Annotated in this window: 19 protein-coding genes, 1 tRNA gene and 1 pseudogene; 13 read left to right on the top strand and 8 right to left on the bottom strand. The window is 67.2% G+C overall.

Annotated features, from left to right (window positions below; genetic code table 11):
- Positions 1–1,905: GAF domain-containing sensor histidine kinase (locus ABGA94_RS06505; RefSeq protein ID WP_375366739.1), on the bottom strand; the 1,905-nt coding region annotated here is incomplete at its 3' end.
- A gap of 178 nt (positions 1,906–2,083) precedes the next feature.
- Between ABGA94_RS06505 and ABGA94_RS06510 the strand changes: the two genes are divergently transcribed.
- Entirely contained in the window at positions 2,084–3,220 is a 1,137-nt protein-coding gene (locus ABGA94_RS06510) for a nitrogen regulation protein NR(II) (protein WP_375366741.1), read from the top strand.
- Entirely contained in the window at positions 3,210–3,569 is a 360-nt protein-coding gene (locus tag ABGA94_RS06515; RefSeq protein WP_049413819.1) for a response regulator, read from the top strand. Before ABGA94_RS06510 ends, ABGA94_RS06515 begins: the two co-directional genes overlap by 11 nt.
- A gap of 26 nt (positions 3,570–3,595) precedes the next feature.
- Here the strand turns inward: ABGA94_RS06515 and ABGA94_RS06520 are convergent, their stop codons facing one another.
- Together ABGA94_RS06520 and ABGA94_RS06525 are read right to left on the bottom strand one after the other, a co-directional pair.
- On the bottom strand, positions 3,596–4,060 hold the full coding sequence (locus tag ABGA94_RS06520) for a GNAT family N-acetyltransferase (RefSeq protein WP_375366743.1): 465 nt from the start codon (positions 4,058–4,060) through the stop codon (positions 3,596–3,598).
- A gap of 78 nt (positions 4,061–4,138) precedes the next feature.
- Positions 4,139–4,215 (bottom strand) — tRNA-Arg (locus tag ABGA94_RS06525).
- 182 nt (positions 4,216–4,397) lie between these two features.
- Between ABGA94_RS06525 and ABGA94_RS06530 the strand changes: the two genes are divergently transcribed.
- From ABGA94_RS06530 to ABGA94_RS06560, 7 genes are all read left to right on the top strand, one after another.
- Entirely contained in the window at positions 4,398–5,930 is a 1,533-nt protein-coding gene (locus ABGA94_RS06530) for an aldehyde dehydrogenase family protein (protein WP_005416301.1), read from the top strand.
- Positions 5,930–6,769, top strand: a complete 840-nt coding sequence (locus ABGA94_RS06535; protein ID WP_375366745.1) for an SDR family NAD(P)-dependent oxidoreductase — start codon at positions 5,930–5,932, stop codon at positions 6,767–6,769. The genes ABGA94_RS06530 and ABGA94_RS06535 overlap by 1 nt, the downstream gene beginning before the upstream one ends.
- Before the next feature lie 159 nt (positions 6,770–6,928).
- Positions 6,929–7,213, top strand: a complete 285-nt coding sequence (locus ABGA94_RS06540; RefSeq protein WP_005413144.1) for a DUF4190 domain-containing protein — start codon at positions 6,929–6,931, stop codon at positions 7,211–7,213.
- A 4-nt stretch (positions 7,214–7,217) separates the two neighbouring features.
- Positions 7,218–7,988, top strand: a complete 771-nt coding sequence (locus tag ABGA94_RS06545; protein WP_188248200.1) for a class I SAM-dependent methyltransferase — start codon at positions 7,218–7,220, stop codon at positions 7,986–7,988.
- A gap of 8 nt (positions 7,989–7,996) precedes the next feature.
- Positions 7,997–9,052, top strand: a complete 1,056-nt coding sequence (locus ABGA94_RS06550) for a quinone-dependent dihydroorotate dehydrogenase (RefSeq protein ID WP_375366748.1) — start codon at positions 7,997–7,999, stop codon at positions 9,050–9,052.
- A gap of 8 nt (positions 9,053–9,060) precedes the next feature.
- Positions 9,061–10,122: a UDP-N-acetylmuramate dehydrogenase gene (gene murB, locus ABGA94_RS06555; RefSeq protein ID WP_375366750.1), complete on the top strand. Its 1,062-nt coding sequence runs from the start codon at positions 9,061–9,063 to the stop codon at positions 10,120–10,122.
- 32 nt (positions 10,123–10,154) lie between these two features.
- On the top strand, positions 10,155–11,042 hold the full coding sequence (locus ABGA94_RS06560) for a DMT family transporter (RefSeq protein WP_005416295.1): 888 nt from the start codon (positions 10,155–10,157) through the stop codon (positions 11,040–11,042).
- A 118-nt stretch (positions 11,043–11,160) separates the two neighbouring features.
- Here ABGA94_RS06560 and ABGA94_RS06565 read toward each other — a convergent pair whose 3' ends face one another.
- The 3 genes from ABGA94_RS06565 to ABGA94_RS06575 all read right to left on the bottom strand — a co-directional run bounded on the left by ABGA94_RS06565 (position 11,161) and on the right by ABGA94_RS06575 (position 13,886).
- Entirely contained in the window at positions 11,161–12,165 is a 1,005-nt protein-coding gene (locus ABGA94_RS06565) for an aminoglycoside phosphotransferase family protein (protein ID WP_005416294.1), read from the bottom strand.
- A gap of 99 nt (positions 12,166–12,264) precedes the next feature.
- A complete protein-coding gene (locus tag ABGA94_RS06570) occupies positions 12,265–13,299 on the bottom strand; it encodes a heparan-alpha-glucosaminide N-acetyltransferase domain-containing protein (protein WP_053500027.1) in 1,035 nt (344 codons plus the stop codon).
- The gene (locus tag ABGA94_RS06575; RefSeq protein WP_111129081.1) at positions 13,296–13,886 is read right to left on the bottom strand and encodes a TetR/AcrR family transcriptional regulator; all 591 of its coding nucleotides are present in this window, start codon (positions 13,884–13,886) and stop codon (positions 13,296–13,298) included. The genes ABGA94_RS06570 and ABGA94_RS06575 overlap by 4 nt, the downstream gene beginning before the upstream one ends.
- Before the next feature lie 145 nt (positions 13,887–14,031).
- Here ABGA94_RS06575 and ABGA94_RS06580 point away from each other — a divergent pair, with 145 nt between their 5' ends.
- A complete protein-coding gene (locus ABGA94_RS06580) occupies positions 14,032–14,457 on the top strand; it encodes a DoxX family protein (protein WP_005416291.1) in 426 nt (141 codons plus the stop codon).
- Here the strand turns inward: ABGA94_RS06580 and ABGA94_RS06585 are convergent.
- Positions 14,430–15,233, bottom strand: coding sequence for an APH(3')-II family aminoglycoside O-phosphotransferase (locus ABGA94_RS06585; RefSeq protein ID WP_375366754.1), 804 nt, complete (start codon positions 15,231–15,233; stop codon positions 14,430–14,432). The two genes, ABGA94_RS06580 and ABGA94_RS06585, sit on opposite strands and share 28 nt — an antisense overlap.
- 249 nt (positions 15,234–15,482) lie before the next feature.
- Between ABGA94_RS06585 and ABGA94_RS06590 the strand changes: the two genes are divergently transcribed.
- Both ABGA94_RS06590 and ABGA94_RS06595 read left to right on the top strand, forming a co-directional pair.
- Positions 15,483–16,199 (top strand): SDR family oxidoreductase, encoded by a 717-nt coding sequence (locus tag ABGA94_RS06590; RefSeq protein ID WP_111129031.1) that lies wholly within the window; start codon positions 15,483–15,485, stop codon positions 16,197–16,199.
- 96 nt (positions 16,200–16,295) lie between these two features.
- A complete protein-coding gene (locus tag ABGA94_RS06595; protein ID WP_134955209.1) occupies positions 16,296–18,242 on the top strand; it encodes an EAL domain-containing protein in 1,947 nt (648 codons plus the stop codon).
- Here the strand turns inward: ABGA94_RS06595 and ABGA94_RS06600 are convergent.
- Complete coding sequence (locus tag ABGA94_RS06600) at positions 18,239–18,850, bottom strand: TetR/AcrR family transcriptional regulator (protein WP_005416287.1); 612 nt, start codon at positions 18,848–18,850, stop codon at positions 18,239–18,241. The genes ABGA94_RS06595 and ABGA94_RS06600 overlap by 4 nt on opposite strands.
- A 104-nt stretch (positions 18,851–18,954) precedes the next feature.
- On the opposite strand from ABGA94_RS06600, the pseudogene ABGA94_RS06605 reads away from it, so the two are divergent.
- Positions 18,955–19,352, top strand: a pseudogene (locus ABGA94_RS06605) (hydrolase); the annotation flags it as partial.

Below are 19,352 nucleotides of genomic sequence, written 5' to 3' on the forward strand. Positions count from 1 at the left end.
TACGCCGGCCATCGCAGTAACCGGCGCTGCAGCGGTCGCAGCGCGTACGGGCGCGGCCGGCAGCACGGTCCGCGCCGTCGGCGGCGCTGCCACGGGGACCTCGGCAGCGTCGGCTGCGCTCGCCGCAGGCGCACCCTGCAACGGCAGCTCCAGGATGAAGCAGCTGCCGCGTCCGGGCTCACTGTCGACCTGGATGCCGCCGCCCATGCGCTCGGCCAGATCGCGCGAGATCGACAGGCCCAGGCCGGTACCGCCGTAGCGACGGCGGGTGCTGCCATCGGCCTGGCGGAACGCTTCGAAGATGACATCCAGCTGCTCGCGGGCAATGCCGATGCCGGTGTCACAGACCTCGAACCGGATGCGGCCGTTGCCGCCGGCACGCACGTGCAGGCTGACCTTGCCATGCTCGGTGAACTTCACCGCGTTGGCCAGCAGGTTCTTCAGGATCTGCTGCAGCCGCTGGCTGTCGACCACCAGCTGGCTTGGTGCCAGCGCATCGGCTTCGATCTGCAGGGCCAGGCCCTTCTGCCGCGCCATCGGCTCGAAGGTCTCGCGCAGGCGCTGCAGCGCGCTCTCGACCACCACCACTTCATCGGACAGTTCGACATGGCCGGCCTCGATGCGCGACAGGTCGAGGATGTCGTTGATCAGCGCCAGCAGGTCGTTGTTGGACGACAGGATCGCTCGCGCGTACTTCACCTGTTCCTCGGTCAGCGTGCCGTCCTTGTTGTCGGCCAGCAGCTTGGCCAGGATCAGCGAGCTGTTCAGCGGCGTGCGCAGCTCATGCGACATGTTGGCCAGGAACTCGGACTTGTAGCGCGAGGTCGCCGCCAGCTCGTTGCTGTTGCGCACCAGCTGGCTCTGCGCAACCAGCAGTGCCTGCTTCTGCGCCTCCAGCTCGTGGGTGCGCTCTTCCAGCTGCACGTTGCTCTGTTCCAGCTCAGCCTGCTGTTCTTCCAGGTGGCTCTGCGACTGCAACAGGCTGCGGCTCTGCTCTTCCAGTTCCTCGTTGGCCACGCGCAGCTCTTCCTGCTGGGCCTGCAGCTCCTCGCCCTGGCGCTGCGACTCTTCCAGCAGCACCACCAGCTGCGCACGCAGCAGCGACGCGCGCAGTGCCATGCCGATGGTGTCGGCGCAGCGCTCCAGCAGCTCGCGATCCAGGTCACGCTGTTCACCCGCCCGCGCGCGGCCCAGCTCGATGACACCGACCACCGTACCATCGCTGCTGATCGGCGCCAGGATGCGCTCGCGCACCGGCAGCCGGCCCAGGCTGGTCTGCAGTTCGAGCACGGCAGCGTCTTCGCCGTGCAGGTGGCGGATGCGTTCGTCCCGCGCAACCTGCCCGGCCAGTCCTTCGTGCAGGGCCAGCGAGGCCGGCGTCCCAGTGGGCAGCGCCACGCCACCGGTCAGCTGCAGCCGGCCGCCGTCCAGGCGATAGACCGCACCGACCTCTGCATCCAGCTGCCCGGCCAGGCTTGCTGCTGCCGCCTCGGCGATCTGCTCCGGCCCAAGGTCACCGCGCAGGCTCATCGCCACCGCGTTCTCGGCCTCCTGCAGCCAGAGCGCGCGCATCGCCTGGCGCCGGGCCTGGATCGCGCGCGAGACGATCAGTGCGATCATCAGGAAGGCGCAGCCACCGACGGTACGGTTGACTAGCGAGAACGACGAATTGTTGCTGGCTGGCGCAACGTTGAAGCCGATCACCAGCAGGACACAGGCGATCATCGCGACCACGAACGGCGCGCGTGCACTGCGCTGGAACACCGTCACGCCGACCGCGAGGAAGTAGGCCAGCCATACCGCATAGCCGAGCGGGACGACCAGTTCCAACACGATGGTCGCGGCCAGCAGCACGGCGGACGTCATCCAGATCCAGCGGTCACGCGTAGTCGCACCAGGACGCATGCAGGTCGGTTCCAGAAGGCAAAGGGTGGAAGATGGTACTCCGTGTCGCATTCAGCCGCACAGGACAAATGGCACGTGTCAGGTGTGCACGCATCCTTCACACTTGAGTGCCTAGCTTCACGTCCCTCACAGGGGTAACACTTATTTACACGTGGACGCAGCCGCTTCTACGACGTCCGTGCTGACGGACCCTTCCCGACAACTGCGACTGTTGATTGACAGCGTGCGCGACCATGCGCTGTACCTGCTTGATCCTGAAGGCATCGTGTGCAGCTGGAACCCGGGCGCTGAACGTATCAAAGGCTATTCAGCCGATGAAGTGGTGGGATCGCACTTCAGCCGCTTCTACCTGCCCGCCGACCGCGAGACCGGCGAACCGCAGCGCCTGCTTCGCGTCGCAGCGCAGCAGGGCCATGTCGCCAGTGAGGGCTGGCGCGTTCGCCGCGATGGCTCGTCGTTCCGCGCAAGCGTGGTCATCGAGCCGGTCGTCGAAGCCGGCGAACTGCTCGGCTTCGTCAAGATCACCCGTGACATCACCGAGCAGTGGCAGGCGCAGCGGCTGCTGCGCGATGCCCAGCGTGCGCTGCGCAATACCCAGCAGTTCGAGACGGTCGGCCGGCTCAGTCGCGGCCTCTCACATGAGTTCAACAACCTGCTGACCACCATCGGCAACGCCCTGGACCTGCTGTCGCTGCGTGTCAGCAGTGACGATGCACGCGCAGCCGAGCTGCTGGATGCCGCGCAGGCAGCCACTGACCGCGGCGCGCTGCTGACCCGCCAGCTGCTGGCCTTCAGTACCGGCCAGACCCTGATCCGGGAATCGGTGGACATCAATGCGCTGGTACGGCAGTGGCTGCCGGACCTGCAACGCGCCTGCCCGCCCACGGTGGTACTGGATGCCGATCTCACCCCGGGCCTGCCGCAGGTGAGCACCGATGCGATGCAGCTCCAGACCGCCTTGGCGAATCTGGTGGCCAATGCCGTGGAGGCCACCGCCGATGGCGGCCGCATCCTGATCGGCACCGCGTTGGAACATCGCCTCGATCCGGATGCGGACACCATGCTGCAACGCGGCTATGTCACCCTCAGCGTCTGCGACGAAGGCCACGGCATGGCCGCCGACATCGCCGAGCGGGCCAGCGAGCCCTTCTTCACCACCAAGGACATCGGCAAGGGCAGCGGCCTGGGCCTGAGCCAGGTGTTCGGATTCACTACCCAGAGCGGCGGCTTCGTCGATGTGTCCACCACGCCCGGTGTCGGCACCACGGTCAGCCTGCTGCTACCCGCAACCGAGGAATTTACCCATGACCGATGACCCGATCCGCGTACTGATGGTGGAGGACCAGAACGATCTGCGCGAGATGATCGGCATGGCCCTGCGCGATTTCGGCATCGAGGTGTCCACCACCGCCGACGGGCATGAAGCCGCTGCGTTGCTGAAGGGCGACGCACGCTTCGATGTGGTGTTCAGCGATGTCAGCATGCCCAACGGCATGTCCGGCATCGAACTCAGCGAGCACGTCGCGCGTGAGCAGCCGCATGCACGCATGATCCTGTCCTCCGGCTATGCGCGTTCGCAGCTGCCGCCGCTTCCGGAGCAGGTGGAGTTCCTGCCCAAGCCCTATCGCTTGCGCCAGCTGGTTGAACTGCTCAAGCAGGACTGAAGGCGTACCGGCCTGCGTGGCCATGCTCAGCGCCGGGCCCGCTGCATGAACAGCAGCGCCGGCGTGGATGCAGTGTCCACCGGCTCGAAGCCGAGGGTCCGGTACAACGCAACTGCGGCGGCATTGTCCCGATAGACCCGCAAGGTCAGCCGTTCAGCGGCATCAGACTGGAACGCCTGCTCGATCAGCGCGTGTACCAACCTCCGCCCGAGACCGCAGCCCCGCGCCTGCGGGGCAACCAGCAGACGGCCCAGATGCATCGTACCCGGCTGGGTGCGCCAGGCCTGGCCGAAACCCACGCGCATGCCGTTTTCTGCCAGCAGCAGCCATCCCGGGCGTTCGCGCAGCTGCAATACGTTCTCGAACTGATCGGGTGGCAGTGGATAGGGCACGCCCGGCCCGGCCCAGCGCAGCGTGGCTGCGGCCGAATCCAGCCACCGGGCGATGAGCGCGTAGTCGTGGGGTTGCACGGGCTGCAGGCGCTGGTCCATGGCGGCCGGATCGCGGGGTGAGGCGCCAGCATATCCGAGTGACCTCGCGGGCAGCGCGCGGACGTGGCGCCGCGAACATGGTGACCCCGGCCCGATTCGAACGGGCGACCTTCCCCTTAGGAGGGGGACGCTCTATCCAGCTGAGCTACGGGGCCATGCAGCCGGGAAGTTTACAGGCAACGTGCCCTGCCCTCCAAGCATTCATGTTCCACCCGGTTCCCCTGGCGCGTTGCACCATGGCCGGACGGGGCGCTCTGCTACCATCGGCGATTCAGTTCATCGCGTCCCCCACTGCCCGCGATGGCGCCAAACAACGTAACGAAACACAGGAGTCTGCATGTCTTCCGAGCTGCTCAAGTCCCTTGGCCTGGACGCGATCAACGCTGGCACGTACCTGGGCAACGGGGAGTGGTCGAGCGCGACCAGCGGTGAGCTGATCACCCCGGTCAACCCGACCACCGGCGAGCCGATCGCGCAGGTCCGCGCCACCACTGAGGCCGAGTACGAGACCGTCGTCGCCCGCGCCCAGGAAGCCTTCAAGGTCTGGCGTACCACGCCGGCGCCGCGCCGCGGTGAAGCCGTGCGCCTGTGCGGCGAAGCGCTGCGCAGGCACAAGGACGCCCTGGGTTCGCTGGTTGCCCTGGAAATGGGCAAGAGCAAGCCGGAAGGCGATGGCGAGGTGCAGGAGATGATCGACATCGCCGATTTCGCCGTGGGCCAGAGCCGCATGCTGTACGGCTACACCATGCATTCCGAGCGCCCCGGCCACCGCATGTACGAGCAGTACCATCCGCTGGGCCTGGTCGGCATCATCTCGGCCTTCAACTTCCCGGTCGCGGTGTGGAGCTGGAATTCGTTCCTGGCGGCGATCTGTGGCGACGTGTGCATCTGGAAGCCGTCCAACAAGACGCCGCTGACCGCCATCGCCTCGCTGAAGATCTGCAACGATGCCCTGCGCGAAGCGGGCTTCCCGGACATCTTCTTCCTGATCAACGATGCCGGCACCGCGCTGTCGGAAAAGATGGTCGATGACCGCCGCGTGCCGCTGATCAGCTTCACCGGCTCGACCCAGGTCGGCCGCACCGTCAACGAGAAGGTCGCACGCCGCCTCGGCCGCTGCCTGCTGGAACTGGGCGGCAACAACGCGATCATCCTGGACGAAACCGCCGACCTGAAGCTGGCCGTGCCGGGCATCGTGTTCGGTGCGGTCGGCACTGCCGGCCAGCGTTGCACCACCACCCGCCGCCTGATCGTGCACCGCTCGATCTACGCCGACGTGCTGGCCACCCTGGTCAAGGCCTACAAGCAGGTGGAAGGCAAGATCGGCGATCCGACCGATGCCGCCAACCTGATGGGCCCGCTGAACAGCGAAGGCGCCGTGCAGCAGTTCCTCGATGCCATTGCCCAGGCCAAGGCGGCCGGCGGCACCATCGAGACCGGCGGCACCCGCATCGACCGCGCCGGCAACTTCGTGCTGCCTGCAATCGTCACGGGCCTGAAGAACAGCGACGCCGTGGTCCAGCACGAGACCTTCGCACCGATCCTGTACGTGATGCCGTACGACACCCTCGACGAAGCCATCGACATGCAGAACGGCGTGCCCCAGGGCCTGTCGTCCTCGATCTTCACCCAGAACCTGAAGACCGCCGAGAAGTTCCTGTCGGCCGCCGGCAGCGACTGCGGCATCGCCAACATCAACATCGGCACGTCCGGTGCGGAGATCGGCGGCGCCTTCGGTGGCGAGAAGGACACCGGCGGTGGCCGCGAGTCCGGTTCGGATGCCTGGAAGGTCTACATGCGCCGCCAGACCAACACCATCAACTATTCGGATTCGCTGCCGCTGGCGCAGGGCATCAAGTTCGACCTGTGATGGCAAACGACGCAGACACGTCTGTGGGTCAGAGCCCCTCCGGGGATCTGAGCCATGCCCAGGGTCGGATCCCCGCAGGGGCTCCGATCCTCGATTTCAGCGGCCGCCGCGTGCTCATTGCCGGCGGCAGCAAGGGCATTGGTCGTGAAATGGCACTGGCCTTTGCTGGTGCCGGCGCGCAGGTCTCGGTCTGCGCGCGCGGCCAGGCCGGACTGGAGGCCCTGCGCACCGATGCACAGGCGCAGGGCACGCCATTGCATGCGTTTTCCACCGATCTGGCCGATCCCGGCCAGATCCAGGCCTGGCTGCAGGCCGCCGCCGATGCCCTCGGCGGCATCGATGTGCTGGTCAACAATGCCACCGGCTACGGCATGGTCGACAATGAGGAGGGCTGGGCCGCGAGCCTGCAGATCGACCTGATGGCGGCGGTGCGTGCCTCACGCCTGGCCCTGCCCTGGCTGCGCGCATCCAGCGATGCCTGCATCCTCAATCTGTCGTCGATTGCCGCGCAGCAGCCGCGCCCCGGTGGCGCGCCCTACGCCGCTGCCAAGGCCGCGCTTTCGCACTACACCACCTCGCAGGCGCTGGCGCTGGCCAAGGACCGGATCCGGGTCAACGCCATCGCACCGGGCTCGATCGAGTTCGATGACGGGCTCTGGGACCGTCGCCGCGTCGAGGATCCAGCGCTGTACCACGGCACCCTGGCGAAGATCCCGTTCGGTCGCTTTGGCCACCCGCGTGAGATCGCCGACGCCGCCCTGTTCCTGTGCTCGCCACTGGCGCGCTGGATTACCGGCAGCGTGCTCAACGTGGATGGCGGCCAGGTGTTGATGGGCTGATAGGCACCTGGTAGCTGCCAACCTTGGCTGGCATGCCGTTCGTCGACCAAGGTCGACGGCTACCGTAGCGGCCAACCCTGGTGGGCGCGTCCGCAACCGCTGGGCATGGGATTGCCCGGGCAGAGGCACTATCATGTGCACACTGCCAAGGAGGACCCGATGAGCGTGGCACCCCGACAGACAAGCGCCCTGGCCGTGGTCAGCCTGGTCATGGGCATCGCCAGCTGGACCGTCCTGCCCTTCGTGGCCAGCATCGTCGCCATCATCACCGGCCACATGGCCCGCGCCGAGATCCGCCGCCGCCCGCATGAACTGGAAGGCGACGGCCTGGCCGTTACCGGCCTGGTGCTGGGCTGGGTCATGGTCGGCGCCGTGCTTGCCGCCATCCTGGTCTTCATCCTGTTCTTCGGCGGCCTGGCATGGCTGGCGGCGGTGTCGAACTGACGCCATGACCGCCTCCGACAGCACTGAACGCTTCAGCAGCCGCGTCGCCGACTACGTCCGCTACCGGCCCGATTATCCGCCCGCCCTGTTGGAGTGGCTGCATGGCCCGATGGGCGTCAGCCGCGAGGCCGTGGTCGCCGACATCGGCGCCGGCACCGGTATTTCCAGTCGCCTGTTCCTGGCCAGCGGCCATCCAGTAGTCGCGGTTGAACCCAACGCCGCCATGCGGGGCGCGGCCGAGGAATGGCTGGCACCGCAGTACCCGCAGTTCCGTGCGGTGGACGGCCGCGCCGAGGCCACCACACTGGACGATGCCAGCATCGATCTGGTCAGCGTCGCGCAGGCCTTTCACTGGTTCGACACCGTGGCGGTGCGCGCCGAGTGGCAGCGCATCCTGCGCCCCGGTGGCCAGGCACTGATCTACTGGAACTCGCGCCTGCTCGATGCCAGCCCGTTCCTGATCGGCTACGAACAGTTGCTGCTGGACTACGGCACCGACTACACCGCTGTGGCCGAGCGCTACCAGGACGATGCCACCATGCAGGCCTGGTTCGGCCCCGGCCTGCGCGGCAGGGTAGAGCTGCCGAACGTGCAGCATCTGGACTTCGACGCCCTGCGCGGGCGCCTGCTGTCCTCCTCCTACGCACCCCAATCCGGTCATCCCCGCCACGCGGCGATGATCGACGCTCTGCAGGACCTGTTCGCCGCCCATGCGGTGGACGGCCAGGTCGCTTTTGAATATCGAACCCGAGCCTTCCTCGGCACGCTGGACTGAACCGACGCATGTATTCGCTTGCCCGCCCCTTCCTGTTCTCGCTCGATGCCGAGCGCGCCCACGGCCTCGGCCTGTCCGCACTGGACCTGGCCTATCGCACCGGCACCACGCCGCTGCTGGCCGCACGCATCGCGCCGATGCCCAGCACGGTGTTCGGGCTGACCTTCCCCAATCCGGTCGGCCTGGCCGCCGGCCTGGACAAGAACGGCGAGCACATCGATGCACTGTTCGCGCTCGGCTTCGGCTTCGTCGAAATCGGCACCATCACCCCGCGCCCGCAGGCCGGCAATCCGCAACCGCGCCTGTTCCGCCTGCCGGAACACAACGCGATCATCAACCGCATGGGCTTCAACAATGCGGGCGTGGACGCGCTGGTGCGCAACGTCGAGCGCGCGCGCAACCGCCGCGGCCTGCTCGGCATCAACATCGGCAAGAACAAGGACACCCCCAACGAACAGGCCGTGGACGATTACATCGCCTGCCTGGACAAGGTCTACCCGCTGGCCGATTACATCACCGTCAACATCTCCTCGCCCAACACCGCCGGCCTGCGTGAGCTGCAGGAAGAGACCGCGCTGCGCCAGCTGGTCAGCCAGCTGCGCGACCGCCAGGAAGACCTTGCTGCCCGCCACGGCCGACGCGTGCCGATGCTGGTGAAGGTGGCGCCGGACCTCAGCGAACGCGATATCGACGCCGCCGCCCGCGTGCTGGGCGAACTGCAGGTGGACGGCGTGATCGCCACCAACACCACCATCGACCACAGCAGGGTGGCCGGCGATCCGCTGGCCAATGAGGCTGGCGGCCTGTCCGGTGCACCGGTGCTGGAGCAGTCCACGCTGGTGCTGCGCCGCCTGCGCGCGCGCCTGCCCGAATCGGTGCCGCTGGTCGGCGTCGGCGGCATCCTGTCCGGCGCCGATGCGGTAGCCAAGATGGCGGCCGGTGGCGCACTGGTGCAGTGTTACAGCGGCCTGATCTTCCGTGGACCGGCGCTGGTTTCCGAATGCGTGGAGGCGATCCGTCGCCGCCGCGAAGCGCCGAGCCGCGGCGCGGTGGCCCCGCTGTGAGCGCGCCTATGGATACCATCGACGGCAACGCCCCGCTGCGCTGGACGCTCACCCGCAATGCGCCGCTGCAGGCGCTGAATACCTTCCACGTGCAGGCCAGCGCCGCGCAGCTGCTGGAACTGCACGATGCCGCGCTGCTGCCGGAGGTGCTGGCATTGCCCGAGGTGGCCAGCGACCCACTGCTGGTGCTGGGCAGCGGCAGCAACGTTCTGATCGCCGAGGACCTGCCGGGCACCGTACTGGTGTTCGGCAACCGTGACATCAGTTTCCTTGAACACCGCGCCGACCATGCCGTGATCCGTGCCGGCGCCGGCGTGCCGTGGCATGGCCTGGTGATGTGGTCGCTGCAGGAAGGCCTGTCCGGGCTGGAGAACCTGGCGCTGATTCCCGGCACCGCCGGTGCCGCGCCGATCCAGAACATCGGCGCCTATGGCGCGCAGGTCGGCGAGTTCATCCAGGCCGTCGAAGCATGGGACTGCCAGGAGCAGGCCTGGGTGCGGCTGGACAACGAACAGTGTGGCTTCGCCTACCGCGACAGCGTGTTCAAGCAGCAACCCGATCGCTATCTGATCACCGCCATCGAACTGAAGCTGCCGCTGCTGCATGATCTGCGCATGGACTACGCCGGCATCCGCGAGGAATTGCAGGCACAGGGCGTGGAGCTGCCGAGCGCAGTGGACGTGGCCAATGCCGTGATCGCGATCCGCCGCCGCAAGTTGCCCGACCCGGATGTACTGGGAAACGCCGGCAGCTTCTTCAAGAACCCGGTACTGCCGCTGGAACAGGTCGACGTGCTGCTGCAGCATTTCCCCGACCTGCCGGTGTTCCCGGCCGAGCAGGACGACAAGCGCAAGGTCTCCGCTGCCTGGATGATCGAATCCTGCGGCTGGAAGGGCTTCCGCGAAGGTGATGCCGGCGTGGCGCCAAGCCACGCGCTGGTGCTGGTCAACCACGGCAATGCCAGCGGTGCTGAGCTGCTGGCGCTGGCGCGCCGCATTTCGGCCTCGGTGCTGGAGAAGTTCGGCGTGCCGATCGAACCGGAGCCCCGCCTGCTCGGCGCACAGTGGTGAACACTCCCGCCCTCTCCCCCAGCGCCGCCCCGATGCGGGCGGCGCTGTTGATGCTCGGCAGTACGATGGCGTTCGGCCTGATGGCGGTCGCGATCCGCTACGCCACCCGGTACGTGCCAACCCAGGAAGTGGCGTTCTTCCGCAATGCCTTCGGCCTGCTGGCGTTGCTGCCGATGCTGCTGCGGCCGGGCCGTGCTCCGCTGAAGACGCAGCAGCTGCCGCGCTATTTCGTGCGCAGTGCGATCGGCCTGGGCTCGATGCTGTGCGCGTTCTGGGCGCTGGGCCACCTGCCGTTGGCGCAGGCGGTGTCGCTCTCATACTCCACGCCGCTGTTCGTCACCATCGCCGCCGTGCTGTGGCTGGGTGAAACCGTGCGCGTGCGCCGCTGGGCCGCGGTCGTGGTCGGCTTCATCGGTGTGCTGGTGATCGTGCGACCCGGTACCGCCGGCTTCACCGCGGGCAGCCTGGTCGCCGTGGCCGCCGCGGTGCTCAGTTCGCTGGTGGCGATCCAGATCAAGCAGCTCACCCGCGTCGACAGCGCCGATACCGTGGTGCTCTACACCTACGTGTTCTGGGTGCCGCTGTCGCTGGTTCCGGCGCTGTTCGTCTGGGTCTGGCCGAGCGGCATGGCCTGGCTGTGGCTGCTGGCCACCGGCGTGCTCGGCACCATCGGCCAGCTGTTGTGGACGCGGGCGCTGCGCCTGGGTGAAGTCTCGGCGCTGACCCCGATCAGCTTCCTGCAGCTGCCGCTGGTGACGCTGTTCGGCTGGCTGCTGTTCAACGAAAGCGTGGACCGCTGGACGATCATCGGCGCCGGCATCATCCTCGCCGCCAACGCCTACATTGCCCACCGCGAGGCCGTGCTGTCGCGCCGCGCCGCCAGCGCAGCCGCCTCATCAGCGGCGAAGCCCGCCGAGTAAATCCGCGCCACGCGTGGATGACGCTGCACTCCTCTGTAGAGCCGAGCCTACGCTCGGCTGCTCTTCGCGCCTCCACCGTTGACTGAGCGCGCAGGGTTCATCCACGCATGGCGTGGATCTACAGCGCGCGATACACCCGCTCGGCCGCGTCGAACACATTGCCCGGTGCGAACTGTTCGCTGAGGAAATGCAGCGACTGCCGGCGCAGCTGCGGCGACCGGTCCTCTCCATCGCTGCCCAGCAGGACCTGCTGGAACTCGATCAGGTCCTGCAGGATGCGCCAGTGACGGTACCAGGCGATCCAGCGAGGGTCGCCGCGGTCACTGCCATAGCCTTCCTCGAATCCCAACGGGTTCTCGCGGCCCCAGCGCCCGCCGACAGCGCCACCGATGAACATCAGGTCGCGCTCGCGCGGTGCCAGCGACAGGCCATCCCAGTCGATCAGGTGCAGGCCGCCGTCATTGCCCATCAGCAGATTGCCGGCATGAAGGTCGGTGTGGCACAGGTGCAGCCGCACCGGCACATCCTGCAACGCCGCGTGCAGCTGCAGTGCCTGCGCGTGCAGCGCCGCGATGCGCGCGTGCTGCTGGTCCCAGACGGAAACGAAGGCACGGCCCAGCCCATCCTTGGCAGCCGCCAGGCCTTCGCCGGCCAGCCACTGCCCGACGGTATCAAGCGCCGCGGTTTCCATCCGGATGCTTGGCAGCGCTTCCTGCAGCGCCGGTGGCGGGCACGCCTCGTGCAGGCGCCGCAGCACCTCGCCCAACCGTTGCCATTGCGTGCGGCTCAATGCCGCCTCGAAACCGGACTGGCCTTCCACATACGGGAACAGGGTGAACTGCAGGCCCCAGCGCTGCACCGATGCCCCGCCGGTCAACGCCGGCCAGGGCGCAACGATCTCCTCGATACCCAGCGTGCCGCGCAGCCAATGCAGGGTGTCCCAGACGGCAGGGGCCACCTGATAACTGCGGCATTTCAACCACCACTGCCCGCGCCGTGCATCGATGCGATACACGCTGGCGTTGGCATCGGCGCCAACCGGGCGTGGCACCACGGCGGTCGCGGTGATGCCATAGGATTGCTGGAGGACTTCGCCGAGATGCTGCGCCGAAGCGGATGACATGGATGCAAGCGGAAAGTGTTATCTGCGACAACTATCGCAGATGTGCCCGCCATGACACAGACATGTCCGTCACAACATCGTGCCTGCGCGACCAACGTGCTAGCCGGCGACGCGACGCATCACCGCTTCCAATGGCCCCCGCGTGAACCGCCACGACCACAGCCACGCTGCGCCCGTGGCCAGCATCAGGAACAACAGCGCCCACAGCAGCACGGTCGGTAGCGACGCGCTGCCATCGAGCAGCCCCAACCATTCCAGCGTACCCATGCCCAGCAGGATGTGGCCGACGTAGAGGGTCAGGGTCATTCGCCCTGCTGCAGTCAGCGGTTCCAGCCAATCCCCCGGATACCGGCGGCTGATCCAGAGGCACGCGGCAATCGCGCTGCAGGCTGCGCCCGCACCGGTCAACACGTAGGCCGGTCCCGGCGGCATCGGCTGCGTTCCCAGCCACGGCTGCCAGGGCGTTCCCTGCGCAAGGTGCTGCACGGCCTGGCCTGCGCCGATCAGCAGCAGGCCCACCAGCAGCAACGCACGCTGCACCCGCGGTTGTGACAACGGCAGGCGCGCCAGCAGCATGCCCAGCAGGAAGAAGCACATCCAGGGCAGCAAGGGATGGAAGCCGTTGAACAGCAGGTTGCGCGCGGCACCCGGCCACTGCCAGAGACCGGCATACTCCAGCGTCTGCCAGTTCCAGCCCTGGCTGTAATTCCAGTGCAGCAGTGCCCAGAACGACCCGGCCGCCAGGCCGGCGATGCTGGCCAGCAGCACCCGTGACGACGCACGCAGCCACAGCACCGCCAGCGCGAAATACACCGCGTAGTAGTGCAGGATGTCGGCCGGGAACAGGGTCAGGTTGAGCAGGCCCAGTACCAGCAGGAACAGCGCGCGCCGCCAGGTCTGCGCGCCGGCCGGCATCCAGCCAAGGCGCTGTGTGGCCAGTACCAGGCCAAGTCCGGCCAGGGTGACGAAGGTCGCAGAGGCCTTGCCTTCCAGCAGATGGAAGAAGCCGGCCAGCCAACCCTGACCCTCTGCCGGCACGGCCATCGCCAGGCGGAAATTGACCAGCACCATGCCTGCCAGCGCCAGATACCGTGCCAGATCGAGGCCGTGCAATCGCCGCTCAACCGCGCTCATGCGCGTGCACCGAGCAGCAGCGCGAGCAGGCCAGGGTCCAGCGGAGCCTCATCGGTGCCACCGGCTTCGCCCAGCCCGCGACGCAGCGCATCGCTTTCGATGGCATCCAGCAGCACCTGCGCCTGCAGTGCCGGGGCCAGCACGGGACGCCGACGTTCACGCTGTGCCACCTGCTGCAGCGCTTCGGCCAGCACAGCCTGCAACTGCCTGCGATTGGCCGCAAATGCCTCGGCCACGGCCCGATTGCGTGCGCTCTCGGCCAGCACTTCGACGGCGAGCGTCGCCCATTCCGGATGGCTGCACAGCGTGTGGAAGTCCTGCAGGAACGCCAGCACCTGCGTGCGATCACCGTCGGCCACGGCCAGCCGCTGCAGCAACGGCGCCAATTCCTCGCTCTCGGCCACGGCCACTGCAAGGATGATCGCTTCCTTGCCAGGGAAGTGGTTGTAGAGATTGCCCAGGCTGACGTCGGCCGCCTGCGCGATGTCACGCATGCTGGTCTGGTGGAATCCCTTGGCGAGGAAGCACTGCAGGGCGGCCTGCAGGATCTGCGCGTTGCGTTGCGCGTTGCGGTCGGCTCGGTTCATGGCGCCAATAATGAACGAACGTTCGTCCACATGGAAGATGGCAACCCGGCCAACCAGCGAGTTCCGTTCAGCCGGCCCTTGACCTCAACTGCGGTTGAGGCCCGATGCTGCGCGGCCCGTTCCAAGCCCAACCCGGAGAGACTTCATGCCGCGGATGATCACCGCCCTGCTCGACAGCCGCGTGCTGTGGTTCCTGGCCCGACTGCTGCTGGCCGTGGTGTTCCTGTCATCGGGTCTGGCCAAGCTGCTGGCGTGGGACAACAGCGTGGCCGAAATGCAGGCGGCCGGGCTGCAACCGCCTGTGCTGTTCAACCTCGCCAGCGCCGTGGTGCTGCTGGGTGGCTCACTGTGCCTGCTACTTGATCGCCTGCTCTGGCTGGGCAGCGGCGCGCTGGCGGTGTTCATGCTGCTGACCATCGCCATCGTGCATGCCTTCTGGACCAAGCACGGCGCGGAACAGCAGCTGGCCCTGTTCTTCGCACTGGAACACCTGAGCGTGATCGGTGGGCTGATCTGCGCGGCCATCGCCAGCCGCGCGCGGGCTCAGAAGAACTCGTCGAGCAGCCGGTAGAACGCCAACCGGCGCTCGTCGGCTACAGCGCCGTAGCGTTGGAACAACGGCGTGACCCAACGCGTATCACCGAAGTTGTGGACCAGGCTGCGCGCGGCCAGCGCCAGGTCCTGGTAACGGTCGGCCACGCCCAGCCGCCCACAGTCGATGAAACCGCTGAAACGCCCCTCGGCCACCATCAGATTCGGAAGGCAGGCATCGCCATGACTGACCACCAGATCTTCATGATCGGGACGAGTGCTGCACAGTTGGGCGAAGACCGACTGTGGACTCTGTCCCAGGCGTTCGTCATCGAAGTCATCGGCGTCCACGCGCCCCGCCTCGACCCGTGCCTGCGCGGCCGGCAGGCGCGAGGCCAGCCGCTGATCGAACGGACAGGCTGCTACCGGCAACGCATGCAGCCCGCGCAGCGCGTCGGCCAGTATCTCCACCCGTTGCTGCGGCGCGAGTTCCGCCGACGAAGCCAGATCGCGGCCAGGCAGCGCGCTCATCAGCAACCAGTGCCGGCCCGCTTCTTCGGCCGTGGCAATCACCGTTGGCGCCGGTTGTCCCTGTGCCTGGAGCCAGCGCAGGCGCGCGATCTCATCGCCCAGCTCACTGAAGGCGTCGATCAGTTCCGACTTGAGGAAGGCGTCGGGTCTACCTGGCCGCAGCACGCGGGCAACGTCGGCCCGCGAAACACCCATCGACTGCCGCTCGATGCGCGCGTCGGCCAACGCTTTCTGCCACGCCAACGGCAGCGGCATGCCATCAGTGGTGGCGTTGTGCTCGTCCATGCCAGGAGATTCCTGTTGCCGGTGACCCTGTGCATTCTCGCTCATCCTGGCGCACATCGACCCGCGGGCGGCCGGCAGCCACTACGCCCCAGCGCCTGCAGCAGCGACGGCTGCTGCCACGGTACCGGTGCCAGTTCGACGACACGGCCTCGACCCTTACCGCCGAACGCGGCGGCCTGCGCGCGTTCGCCAAGTGGAGCACCGTTCTGGCAGCCGATCGTGGCTGCCGCAGTACAACGAGGAAGCAACATGAAACTGATGGTCATCGGCGCCAGCAAGGGCCTGGGCCGCGCGTTCGTGGAAGGCCTCTGTGCCACGGGTGACACTGTGATTGGTGTCTCGCGCAACCGCCCGTGCGGCATCGCCTGCGCTGACGGCGTCACCCTGCAATGGATCGAAGCAGACCTGTCCCGGCCGACCGTGGCTGCCGACCACATCGCAGCGCAGGCACCGGCCGATATCGATGTGCTGATCCACAACCTGGGTATCTGGGAAGACAAGGCCTTCAGCGACGAGTACGCCTTCCTCGATGAAAGCGATGCTGCACTCACGACGCTGGTCGACGTCAACATCACCGCGACCCTTTTACTGCTGCAACGCCTGCTGCCCCGCGTACTGGGCGCAGCGCGCCCGCAGCTGGTGCTGACCGGTTCGACCTCGGCCCTGCCTCGCAGTGGCCGCCCGGAAGTGGCGTTCGGCGCCTCGAAGTTCGCCCTCAACGGCATCGCCGATGCGCTGCGCGAAGGCTTCCGCGATCGCCGGCTGGCGGTGACCAGCCTGCAGTTGGGCTACCTCAACACCGACGACGCCTTGTCGGTGCCGGTGGCCGAGGCCGCAGCGCGCGGCGACGGTGAGCAGGTGCCGGTCCACGATGTCGTGGCCATGGTAAGCGCCCTGTTGCAGCTGTCATCCTCCGGCTTCGTGCGCGAACTGGTGCTGCCCGCCATCGCCGACCCGCGCTACTGACCTTGCCGGCCGCGGCAGAGCACCCTCAGTGGCCGCGCGCGCGGTCGTGGTTTACCCTGCTCGTCACTGGCCGTCGGTCACAGGCGGGAACCTGCTATGGATGCGCTTTCACGGGTCTCGACCCAGGTCCTGGACAGCGCCCTGCCCAGCCTGCCGCTGTATCTGCTGCAGGCCACGGCAGTGATCGGCATGATCGGCGTGCTGCTGATCGCCACCCGTCGCGCCGGGCACGCCATTGAAGGCCGTCGCCTGTATGTCGGCGTAGCGCTGGGCCTGATCTACCTGTTCAATTCCTGGTTCGTGGCCCGTTATTCCCAGGGTGTCGTCAAACTGCACCTGGGCTTCGACATCCTGCTGGTCAGTGGCCTGCTGGGCGGCTGGCGCGGCGGCTTGGCCTGCCTGGCTGCCGCCCTCCTGGCCCGCTACCAGTTCGTCGGTATCCCGTTCTTCCTGCCTGCCAGCCTTGAGGCCGTGTTGCAGATGGTGGCGGGCGTCTGGCTGCGCAGGCACCTGTACCCGCGCATGCTCAACGAGCTCTCGCCGCGCATGATCCTGCAGGCATGGTCCGTGCGCATCGGGGTAACCGCTCTGGGTTTGGCGCTGGGTGTGGCGATCATTGGCGCCGATCAACTGCCGGTGGCCGAGCTGGCGATCCAGCGCGCGCTGGCACTGCCGGTCTCGCTGCTCGTGCTCGGCGCCGTGTTCGCGCTGGTCTACAACGATGCCCAGATCGATGCGCAACGCCAGCGCGAACAGGCCTGGCTCCGCATCGATCCGATCAGCGGGCTGCCCAACATGCGTGCGCTCGGTGAATGCCTGCAGCAGTACTGGCGGGATAACGACGGCACCGGCAAGGCCTGCCTGATCGTGGCCGAGATGGGCAACCTGCGCGATCTGCGCCTGCGCTACGGGCCGTTGCAGGACAACGGCCTGTGGCAGCGCGACAGCACCGAGGAAGTGCATCGGTTGCTGCCGTCGCTGCCGGCTGCGCAGCTGGAGATCTACCAATTCGGCGATGCCGCGCTGGCGATCCTGGTGCGCGGCCTGACCTTGTCCACACTGCGCACGCAACCGCAGATCACCGAGCTGGCCAGCAACCTGGCCGATCGGGTCGGCCGCGATTGGCCGGGCTTCCGGCCGCTGTTCCGCTGTGCAGTGGTTGAATTGAAGCCCCCTGCTGATGCCGATGAAGGACATCTTCCGTTCCGCGCCATCACCGTGGCACTGAGCGCGATCGAGTCGGGCGTGGTGTTCTTCGATGACCCGATCCAGCGCGACAGCGAGATCGACGCCCTGATCGAGGCTGCGCTTGAGCACTGGCTGCAGCAGGGCAATGCGCCGCTGTGCTACCAACCCAAGCATCGTCTGCAGGACCGCCAACTGGTCGGCGCCGAAGCACTGCTGCGCATGCGCGACGGCGAAGGCCGGCCGATTGCCCCGATGCGGGTGATCTCGCTGCTGCGCCGGCAGGGGCGGCTGGCAGACCTGGAATGGGCCACGCTGCGGTCGGCGGTGCACTTCCTGCAGCACTGCCGGCGGGACGGCGCGGCGCTGACCATTGCAGTCAATGTTTCAGCCGAATCGCTGCGCCTGCCCGACTTCGGCCTGCGCCTGCAGGAGCTGCTGCAGCTGCATGACATCCCCGGTGCGATGCTGCGCCTGGAGATCGTCGAATGGACCGAAATCGTCGAGCGCGACGTGGTCGATGCCAACATCGCACAGCTGCTGGCAGCCGGGGTCACCCTGTCGCTGGATGATTTCGGCGCCGGCTATTCAACCCTGATCCTGCTTTCGCAGCTGGCCATCGCCGAGGTCAAGATCGAGCAGGCACTGATCGCCACGCTGTCCGACGCCAAGTCACAGTCGATCGTTCGCTTCATCGTCGAGGTCGCGCACCGCTGCGGCGCGATCGTGGTGGCCGAGGGTACCGAGACCCTCGCCCAGGAACAGAAGCTGCGCGCACTCGGGGTGGATGTCGGCCAGGGCTACCTGTACTCGGCGGCACTGCCAGCCGACGAGTTCCGTCGCTTCGCAGCCAGCTAGACCGCGTAGAACCCCAGGAACATCGCCACCGCCGATTCGGCCACGCGCGCACGTTCCTGCGCGGTCAACGGTGGCTGACCCATCGTGACCTGCGGCCAGAACGCGAAGCTCTTCACCAGCCCGTGCAACTGGTGGCCGGCAAAGTCCGGGTCCACCTCGCGCAGACGGCCATCGGCAATTGCTGCGCGGATCCAGGCACTCTCGCCGCTTTCCTTTTCACCCATGCGGCAGACGATGGCCTGCGCGCGCTCCGGTGAATGGATGATCTCGGCCATCGCGACCCGCGCCAGATCGATGAAATTCCCATCGCTGAGCAGGTCCAGCTTCTGGCCCAGCAACTGCAGCAACTGCGTCTGCAGCGGCTGGTCGGCGCGGTATGGCAGTGCGTCGCTGGCCACGCTGCGCTCCCACAGCTCCTCCAGGATCATCGAGAACAGCGCTTCCTTGCTCGGGAAATGGTTGTAGACGGTGCGCTTGGAGACCCCCGCCGCCTCGGCGATGCGGTCCATGCTGGTCGCCTCATAGCCCGATGCACGGAACTCCTCCACCGCCGCGCGCACGATGGCGTCACGTTTGCGGTCGGTCAGGCGTTGCGGGGGACGGGACATGGCGGGAACCGGATAACTGAACGGATGCCTCCATTTTACACTCGACAGTGTACTTTTGAAAAACACGAAACTACACTGTGCAGTGTACCCAGCGGACGTCACCCATGAAGCGCCTGCTCCTTGTCCTCCTGCTCGGAATCCTCGCCGTGACCGCCTACACCTTCTGCAAATCCTGGTCCCTTCCCGACTTCCCCGATTCGCCGCAGTACCGTGATGGCAAGTTCCGCAATGCCCTGCCCCGTCCGGCGATGGGCCTGCGCGACGGCGCGGAGATCTGGTGGACGTTCCTGTTCAACAAGCCCAAGGGCACCGTGCCCGCGAACCCGATTCCGGTGAAGCCGCTGGACCGCGCCACGCTGGACGCCGCACCGGATCGCAGCCTGTTCCGGCTGGGGCACTCCACGATCCTGCTGAAGCTGCGTGGCCAGTACTGGCTGACCGATCCGGTGTTTTCCGAGCGCGCCTCGCCGGTGCAGTGGATGGGGCCCGCACGCTTCCATGC

Origin of the sequence: Stenotrophomonas sp. 3diitr2024 (assembly GCF_042136455.1) — a bacterium.
In the GTDB taxonomy this organism is placed as follows: domain Bacteria; phylum Pseudomonadota; class Gammaproteobacteria; order Xanthomonadales; family Xanthomonadaceae; genus Stenotrophomonas; species Stenotrophomonas sepilia.

Bases quoted from the DNA above. Each gene is read 5' to 3' on its own strand.
- ABGA94_RS06595 (WP_134955209.1), top strand. From the start codon at position 16,296: ATGGATGCGCTTTCACGGGTCTCGACCCAGGTCCTGGACAGCGCCCTG.
- ABGA94_RS06560 (WP_005416295.1), top strand. From the start codon at position 10,155: ATGCGGGCGGCGCTGTTGATGCTCGGCAGTACGATGGCGTTCGGCCTG.
- ABGA94_RS06550 (WP_375366748.1), top strand. From the start codon at position 7,997: ATGTATTCGCTTGCCCGCCCCTTCCTGTTCTCGCTCGATGCCGAGCGC.
- ABGA94_RS06530 (WP_005416301.1), top strand. From the start codon at position 4,398: ATGTCTTCCGAGCTGCTCAAGTCCCTTGGCCTGGACGCGATCAACGCT.
- ABGA94_RS06545 (WP_188248200.1), top strand. From the start codon at position 7,218: ATGACCGCCTCCGACAGCACTGAACGCTTCAGCAGCCGCGTCGCCGAC.
- ABGA94_RS06580 (WP_005416291.1), top strand. From the start codon at position 14,032: ATGCCGCGGATGATCACCGCCCTGCTCGACAGCCGCGTGCTGTGGTTC.
- ABGA94_RS06575 (WP_111129081.1), bottom strand. From the start codon at position 13,886: ATGAACCGAGCCGACCGCAACGCGCAACGCAACGCGCAGATCCTGCAG.
- ABGA94_RS06590 (WP_111129031.1), top strand. From the start codon at position 15,483: ATGAAACTGATGGTCATCGGCGCCAGCAAGGGCCTGGGCCGCGCGTTC.
- ABGA94_RS06520 (WP_375366743.1), bottom strand. From the start codon at position 4,060: ATGGACCAGCGCCTGCAGCCCGTGCAACCCCACGACTACGCGCTCATC.
- ABGA94_RS06515 (WP_049413819.1), top strand. From the start codon at position 3,210: ATGACCGATGACCCGATCCGCGTACTGATGGTGGAGGACCAGAACGAT.
- ABGA94_RS06600 (WP_005416287.1), bottom strand. From the start codon at position 18,850: ATGTCCCGTCCCCCGCAACGCCTGACCGACCGCAAACGTGACGCCATC.
- ABGA94_RS06540 (WP_005413144.1), top strand. From the start codon at position 6,929: ATGAGCGTGGCACCCCGACAGACAAGCGCCCTGGCCGTGGTCAGCCTG.
- ABGA94_RS06535 (WP_375366745.1), top strand. From the start codon at position 5,930: ATGGCAAACGACGCAGACACGTCTGTGGGTCAGAGCCCCTCCGGGGAT.
- ABGA94_RS06570 (WP_053500027.1), bottom strand. From the start codon at position 13,299: ATGAGCGCGGTTGAGCGGCGATTGCACGGCCTCGATCTGGCACGGTAT.
- murB (WP_375366750.1), top strand. From the start codon at position 9,061: ATGGATACCATCGACGGCAACGCCCCGCTGCGCTGGACGCTCACCCGC.
- ABGA94_RS06565 (WP_005416294.1), bottom strand. From the start codon at position 12,165: ATGTCATCCGCTTCGGCGCAGCATCTCGGCGAAGTCCTCCAGCAATCC.
- ABGA94_RS06585 (WP_375366754.1), bottom strand. From the start codon at position 15,233: ATGGACGAGCACAACGCCACCACTGATGGCATGCCGCTGCCGTTGGCG.